6 protein-coding genes and 1 pseudogene are annotated in these 6,591 nt (G+C 65.8%); 3 read left to right on the plus strand and 4 right to left on the minus strand.

Annotation, left to right across the window (positions count from 1 at the left end; all coding sequences use genetic code 11):
* Window positions 1-167 precede the first annotated feature (167 nt).
* Window positions 168-1,637: an L-lactate permease gene (locus ACLQ7E_RS03370; protein WP_411731139.1), complete on the plus strand. Its 1,470-nt coding sequence runs from the start codon at window positions 168-170 to the stop codon at window positions 1,635-1,637.
* Between the two features lie 51 nt (window positions 1,638-1,688).
* On the opposite strand, the gene ACLQ7E_RS03375 is transcribed toward ACLQ7E_RS03370, so the two are convergent.
* From ACLQ7E_RS03375 to ACLQ7E_RS03390, 4 genes are all read right to left on the minus strand, one after another.
* Window positions 1,689-1,985 (minus strand): DUF503 domain-containing protein, encoded by a 297-nt coding sequence (locus tag ACLQ7E_RS03375; RefSeq protein ID WP_411731140.1) that lies wholly within the window; start codon window positions 1,983-1,985, stop codon window positions 1,689-1,691.
* Between the two features lie 106 nt (window positions 1,986-2,091).
* Complete coding sequence (locus ACLQ7E_RS03380) at window positions 2,092-3,345, minus strand: PLP-dependent aminotransferase family protein (protein WP_411731141.1); 1,254 nt, start codon at window positions 3,343-3,345, stop codon at window positions 2,092-2,094.
* 68 nt (window positions 3,346-3,413) lie between these two features.
* Complete coding sequence (locus ACLQ7E_RS03385; RefSeq protein ID WP_411731142.1) at window positions 3,414-4,196, minus strand: GerMN domain-containing protein; 783 nt, start codon at window positions 4,194-4,196, stop codon at window positions 3,414-3,416.
* 98 nt (window positions 4,197-4,294) lie between these two features.
* Complete coding sequence (locus ACLQ7E_RS03390) at window positions 4,295-4,696, minus strand: helix-turn-helix domain-containing protein (protein WP_411731144.1); 402 nt, start codon at window positions 4,694-4,696, stop codon at window positions 4,295-4,297.
* A 355-nt stretch (window positions 4,697-5,051) separates the two neighbouring features.
* Here ACLQ7E_RS03390 and ACLQ7E_RS03395 point away from each other — a divergent pair, with 355 nt between their 5' ends.
* Together ACLQ7E_RS03395 and ACLQ7E_RS03400 are read left to right on the plus strand one after the other, a co-directional pair.
* Window positions 5,052-6,227 carry an NADP-dependent malic enzyme gene (locus ACLQ7E_RS03395; protein ID WP_411731145.1) on the plus strand — a complete coding sequence of 392 codons (1,176 nt, stop codon included), beginning with the start codon at window positions 5,052-5,054 and terminating at the stop codon, window positions 6,225-6,227.
* 80 nt (window positions 6,228-6,307) lie between these two features.
* A pseudogene (locus tag ACLQ7E_RS03400) lies at window positions 6,308-6,591 on the plus strand (malic enzyme-like NAD(P)-binding protein); the annotation flags it as partial.

Raw genomic sequence — 6,591 nt, forward strand, 5'->3', positions numbered from 1 at the left:
CCGTACGTTCACATTGTGAAACGTGCGGCGGTTCTCGGTTGTCATGACCTCATGGCACTGTCGCCGCAACCAAGTCGTTGTTCTTGCGCCGGACCGGTATCGTCAATCGCAGCAGAGCCTGCCGCGTGAACCCCCCTGTGCGGCACCCCGAACAAAGGATCCGCCGCATGCTGGCACTGGCTGCCGCCTCCCCGATCGTGGTGGCCATGGCCTTGTTCCTGGCCCGGACGAAGGCCACCACCATGGCCATCTATTCATTGCTCACCGGTGTTCTCGCGGCCATTCTTTTCTTCCCCACACCGATCGTTGAACTCATGCGGGCAGGGGCCATGTTCGGCCCCACCATCCTCGAGGTGCTACTGATCCTCTTTGGCGGCGTGCTGCTCTCGCGCATCACCACCGAAACCGGCGCCATGGACAGGATCTCCGGCTGGCTGCGCCAAAGCGCCTCCAACCAGCAAGCCGGGACCGTGCTGGTGGTCTTCGGGCTGGTTCCCTTTGCCGAGTCGGTGACGGGTTTCGGCATTGGCGTCACCGTGGGGGTCCCGTTGCTGATCCAGCTGGGCCATTCGGTGAAGCACTCGGCGATCCTGAGCCTGCTCGGGCTGGTGGCCGTGCCCTGGGGAGCACTGGGCCCGGGCACGCTGGTGGCGGCGGACCTGGCCGGACTCACCCTTTTTGACGTGGGCGTCCGCTCGGCGCTGATGACCTTGCCGGTGGTACTTGGCGCGGGAATCACCGTGTGGCTCGTGCTGCGCGGCGAATCGCCCAGGCCCGGTCGGCTGCTGGCGCACCTGATGGGTGCGGCGGTGCTGCTCAACGCCGGCATCCTGGCCGCCAACCTGCTCATGGGCACCCCGCCGGCGGGCATCGTCGGCTCGCTACTGGTGTTGGCGGCGCACCTCTTGGCCTTCAGGATCGGCGGGTCGCTGGTGCCGGCGGGACGCGCGGTCGCGGTGGCGTTGCTGCCCTATGCGGTGCTCACCCTGGGATTGCTGGCTGCCCGCGCCCTGAGCTCGCCGATGGAAACTTCCCTGCTCAAGCGCACCCTCGCCAGCGGCGGCGTCTGGCTGGTTGTCGCCTGCCTGGTCGCCCAATACGGTTCCGCCTCCCTGGGGGGCGGGACCGCCAGCCTGCGCGCACGCGCTTCCCTGGCCTACCGCAGCTGGATTCCCGTGGGAATCGCCACCGGCGGATTCACCATCCTGGGTGCACTGCTCGCTGCAACCGGCATGGGCAGGGAACTGGGTGCCGCGCTCGCCGGAATCGGTGCCGGCTATCTGGTCCTGGGGCCGGTAGTCAACGGACTGGCCGGATTCATTTCCGGATCCAACACCGCGGCAAACTCCATGTTGGCGGCAACCCAGGCGCAGGCGGCCGCAAGCATGGGATCGTCGGTCCTGCAGATCGTCGCCGTCTCCAACGTGACCGCCTCCATGGCCACGATGCTGGCGCCCTCGCGAATCCTGTTGGCCTATGAGATGGCGGTCGTGCCCGTCGCCGCGGTCCCGGCCCCGGCCCCGGATTCGGCGCCGCCGAGCGAAGCCGAGGTCACCGCCTGGATTGCCCCTCGGCTCGGAATCCTCTTGGCAGTTGTCTGCACCCTGCTGGGCCTGGTCACCTGGGTCATCCACTAACGCGGTTTCCGTTGACTCCACGACGGCGAGCCGGCCCGTGTGCCGAGGCATCTATTCGTCCTCGGAAGAACCCATGCGACGGTGTGCGCTGAGCAATTGCACTTCCGGGCGTGCCGCGACCAGGCGCTCGATCCCGTCAAGCACCTCGATCACGTGCGTGGCGTCCGCCGCGACGAGCCCGGCAGCCAACCCGGCGCGCCGGTGGAGTTCCTGGCCGCCGGTCTCCGCGGCGGAAACCTCGAACCGGCGCCTGATCTCGGCAAGGATCGGGCGCACGACGGCACGTTTCTGCTTGAGCGAATGCACATCGCCCAGCAACAGGTCGAACTCGATCCACCCAAACCACATGGATACATCATGCGCCATCGAGCTTCGGGCAGGGTCTTGCATTCCCTGTGCACGGGAGATCCGTGAAGGTGGCGCCCGTGGCAACGGGGGGAGGATCGGCAGGTTCCTATCGGTCGCGGTTTTCGGCGATGGCCTCGGCCAGCACCGGGGCCAGGCGCTTGACGCCCTCGCGGATCTTCTCCTCGGGCACCGCGCTGAAGGCCAGGCGCAGCCGGTGGCTGGCGCCGTCGTGGGGGCTGAAGGCGGCGCCGGGAATGAAGACCACTCCCGCCTCGATGCCCTTGGACAAGAGCCCGTAGGTGTCGATTCCTTCCGGCAGCGTGACCCAGATGAAGAAGCCGCCCTCGGGCCGGGTGTAGCTCACGCCCTCGGGCATGAACTGATCCAGGGCCTGGAGCATCGCCTCACAACGCCGTGCGTAGAGGTCCCGGTAGGTGGCGATCTGGCCTCGCCAGTCGTGCTCCGTGAGGTACTTGCTGATCAGCATCTGGTTGAACGTTGCAGGGCAGAGCGTGACGGCCTCGGCGGCCAGGTAGAAGCGGCGGAAGAGGTGGGTCGGCACCACTGCCCAGCCGATGCGCAGGCCGGGGGCCAGGATCTTGGAAAACGAGCCCATGTAGATGACGTGATCGGGGTGGTAGGCGCGCAGCGGCTTGATCGGTTCCCCGGAATAGCGCAACATGCCGTACGGGTTGTCCTCCAAGATGAGGATGTTCTCGGCAATGCAGATCTCGGCGATCTCGGCCCGGCGCTCGGCGGCCAGGGTGATGCCGGAGGGATTGTTGAAGTTGGGGATCGTGTAGAGGAACTTGATCCGTGCTCCTTCGCCCCGCAACTCGTCGATGCGCAGGCGCAGGGCGGAGGGTACGAGTCCGTGTTCGTCGGTGGCAACGGGTTCCGCGCGCACCTGATAGGCCTCGAAGGTGTTCAGGGCGCCCACATAGGTCGGGTCCTCGCACAATACGGTGTCCCCGGGGTTGCAGAAGACCTTGCAGGCAACATCCTGTGCGGCCTGTGACCCGGTGGTGACCACAATGTTATTTGGATCGACCCCGGTGATCCCTTCCTCGGCCATGACTTCACAGATCTGGATGCGCAGCTCCTCCATGCCCTGGCCGCTGCCGTATTGCAACGCGGTCATGCCCTGGGTTGCGATGATCTCCGAAGCCATGGCCCCGAGCTTTTCCAGGGGCAGCGACTGCAGGTAGGGGTTGCCGCCGGCCAGCGAGACCAGCGAGGGATCGAGTGAGAGCTCAAAGACGTCGCGGACCGCGGATTGCTTGATGTGCGATGCCCGCTCGGAAAAGAGCGATTCGTGCGCGGCCGCACGAGCCATGGCGATTTCGGTTTCACTGCCCATGCCGGGTTCTGTTGTAGAGGTCACACCGGCACTTTATCAACACTTGTTGCCTATAAGTCAACATCTGGCTATTTCTGGCTCAGTTTGTCGTTGATGTCGGTGCCGTCAACCAGGACCTTCGCTTCCCCGGTCCCTGCGGCAACCAAGGCGGTGTAGGTGAGCTGGGCAATGATGCGCGGATCGTCGCAAATGCCGCCTGAGCTGAGCTCCCCGGTGAGCTCGACCGTCACGGTGTCACCCGACACCGAGGATGACACGTATCTCAGGTCCGAGCCTGCGAGCGCATTCATCAGTCCCGACTCGCCATGCACAGTGTCCTTGTTCTCAAGCAGGTCGCTCATCGACGCTTCCACCTGGCTGGCGTAGATCACGGGCCCGGTTTCGGTGGCGACGATGCTGTCGCCACACCCGATCATGGGACCGGCCTGGCCTTGGTCGCCCAGTGCCACATAGAAAACCGTCAGCGAGGAGGTCGTTGTCGCCGGAAGCTCATCCGATGGCGAAGCGGAGGGCAGGGGTGCGGGCGTTGTCGACGGCGGGGCGCTGCTGGCCGGAATGTCGGTGGCGCTCGCAGAGGGGGTGGCGGATGGCGTAGGTGTTGCCGGCGGCGGGGCGCTGCTGAACGGAGTCTCGGTGGCGCTGGCCGAAGCGGTGGCAGACGGTGCCGGCGTTGGTGCAGGTGAAGGTGCGGTTGACGGAGAAGCGGTGGCCGAGGGGGCTACGGTTTCCGAAGCCCCGGTTGTTGTCGGGGGCTGTGCCGGGCCGCCGAGGCAACCTGAGAGGGCAAGGACCATGCCGGCACCCGCAAGCCCACCCAGCGAGAGTCGAATCAAGCGATTCCGGAACACCATGACCCTCTCCTTCAAGCACCTTCGATGGCCGCTGCGGCCACTTCCAACATACGAAGGTCTTGCCCATCCAATCCAGCACGACGGGGTTGCGTTTGGGTCTATTCCGGGGTGTCGGTCGGGGCCTCGGTGCGGTTATCGAGCCAGGCCTGCACGGAGGCGGGGCGGATCCTGCGGTGCGTGCCCCGGTATTCGACCGGGATGACTCCGGAGTCGGTGAGCTTGCGCAGGTAGCTGGCCGAAACGCCTGCCATTTTCGCCGCCTGCGAGGTGTTCAGCAAAGACTCGACGGTGCTCACGCTCACCTCGTCGCCGCGCGCCATGCGTTGGAGCACATCGATGAGTGCCGCGTGCGCGACATCAGGCAATTGCAGAGTGGTGCCATTGACGAAGACCGTGGTGTCAGCGGACTCGTCCAGGGCTGCCGCCAGCCTTGCCGCGGCCTTCTTTTCCAGGGCGGGGAACGCCGTGACCTTGCTCAATGACGGTGTGGGAGACGACATGCTTCCATCATGCATGATGCCGCACAAAAGTGCCGGTCAGGCGCGTCGGCGACGCGTGCCTGCCTGTCGAAACCGCGGCCCCAAGCGCGCCACGTGAAGTGGTCGTTTCCAGCTGGTTGCGACAAGTGGTGGCACAAGTGCGGCGAAGTGCAGTATCGTGAGAGATACGGTCTAAAGAAAGTACTGACCAGTGCGCATCGCCTGAGCCCCCACCCCCGGGCCGGCAGACGCACAGCGAGGCCAAGCAGTAGGTGATCGCCACGTAGACGTGGGATCGGCTGAAACTTGTGACATCTACGATCATCGAATCGATTCCTCGCTCCGACACATTTCAGAACTTTCAAGGAGACTTCCATTGTCTATCGATACCTCTCTTAACGCTGCCGCCGCCATTACCGACGCTGATATCTTCGACGCACACATCGGCGGCAAGCTCACCGTCCAGTCCAAGATGCCGCTGGCGACCAAGCGGGACCTTTCCATTGCCTACACCCCGGGTGTTGCCCAGGTTTCGCGCGCCATTGCCGCGGATCCGGCCATGCACGCCACCCACACCTGGGCCTCGCGCCTGGTCGTGGTGGTCTCCGACGGCACCGCCGTGCTGGGGCTGGGCAACATCGGTGCCGCCGCCTCGCTGCCGGTCATGGAAGGCAAGAGCGCGCTCTTCAAGGAATTCGGCGGCCTGGATTCCATCCCGCTGGTGCTGAACACCACCAACGTCGACGAAATCATCGAAACCCTGGTTCGCCTGCGCCCGAGCTTCGGCGCCGTGAATCTCGAGGACATCTCGGCCCCGCGCTGCTTCGAACTCGAGGAACGCCTCATCGAGGCCCTTGACTGCCCGGTCATGCACGATGACCAGCACGGCACCGCCGTGGTTGTCCTCGCATCCCTGATCAACGCGGCAAAGGTTGCAGGCAAGGAACTGGGCCAGATGCGCGCCGTCATCTCCGGTGCAGGCGCTGCCGGCATCGCGATTGCCGAGATCCTCATCAACGTGGGCCTGGGCGATGTGGTGCTTGTCGATTCCAAGGGAATCATCCACCGCGACCGCGACGACCTGAACGCAGTGAAGGCCAAGTACGCGGCGCTGACCAACAAGGACGGACTGATCGGCGGCATCCGCGAGGCCCTCGACGGCGCCGACGTTGTCGTGGGTGTCTCTTCCTCCAAGTTCGTGGAAGAAGACCTGTCGAAGATGAACGAGAACGCCATCATCTTCGCCCTGTCCAACCCGGACCCGGAAGTCATGCCGGATGTTGCCCGCAAGTACGCAGCCGTGGTGGCCACCGGACGCTCGGACTTCCCGAACCAGATCAACAACGTGCTGGCCTTCCCGGGCATCTTCCGCGGCGCACTGGATGCCGGCGCCCGCCGCATCACCGGCGCCATGAAGCTGGCAGCGGCCCACGCCATTGCCGAGCTGGTCGATGACAAGCTCTCCGCCGACTACATCGTGCCCTCGCCGCTTGACGCGCGCGTCATGCCGGCCGTCGCCGCGGCCGTCGGAAAAGCCGCACAGGGCCAGTAGCGCTTCGACTTCGCTGAACGGCTCCGGCCCCGCCACCCCACGGGGGTGCCCGGCCCGCGCCGGGCGGGGGCCAATACCCCAACCCGACCCCCGAGGTGCACCCCGAGGTGGCCCGCCGTCACGCCCGCGTGGTGGCCACGGGCCGTTCGGACTTCCCGAGCCAGATCAACAACGTGCTGGCCTTCCCCGGCATCTTCCGCGGGGCCTTCGACGTCGGCGCCACCGCGATCACCGAGGCCATGAAGCTCGCCGCGGCGCGGGCCCTGGCCGAGCTGGTGGGCGACGACCTGTCCGAGGACCTGGTCATCCCGTCGCCGTTCGACCCCCGCGTGGGCCCCGCCGTGGCCGCCGCCGTCGCTCAGGC

The organism is Paeniglutamicibacter sp., assembly GCF_046714615.1.
Taxonomy (GTDB): Bacteria; Actinomycetota; Actinomycetes; order Actinomycetales; family Micrococcaceae; genus Paeniglutamicibacter.

Excerpts from the sequence above, each read along its gene's own strand:
- ACLQ7E_RS03370 (WP_411731139.1), top strand. The coding sequence starts at position 168 with ATGCTGGCACTGGCTGCCGCCTCCCCGATCGTGGTGGCCATGGCCTTG.
- ACLQ7E_RS03375 (WP_411731140.1), bottom strand. The coding sequence starts at position 1,985 with ATGTGGTTTGGGTGGATCGAGTTCGACCTGTTGCTGGGCGATGTGCAT.
- ACLQ7E_RS03380 (WP_411731141.1), bottom strand. The coding sequence starts at position 3,345 with ATGGGCAGTGAAACCGAAATCGCCATGGCTCGTGCGGCCGCGCACGAA.
- ACLQ7E_RS03385 (WP_411731142.1), bottom strand. The coding sequence starts at position 4,196 with ATGGTGTTCCGGAATCGCTTGATTCGACTCTCGCTGGGTGGGCTTGCG.
- ACLQ7E_RS03390 (WP_411731144.1), bottom strand. The coding sequence starts at position 4,696 with ATGTCGTCTCCCACACCGTCATTGAGCAAGGTCACGGCGTTCCCCGCC.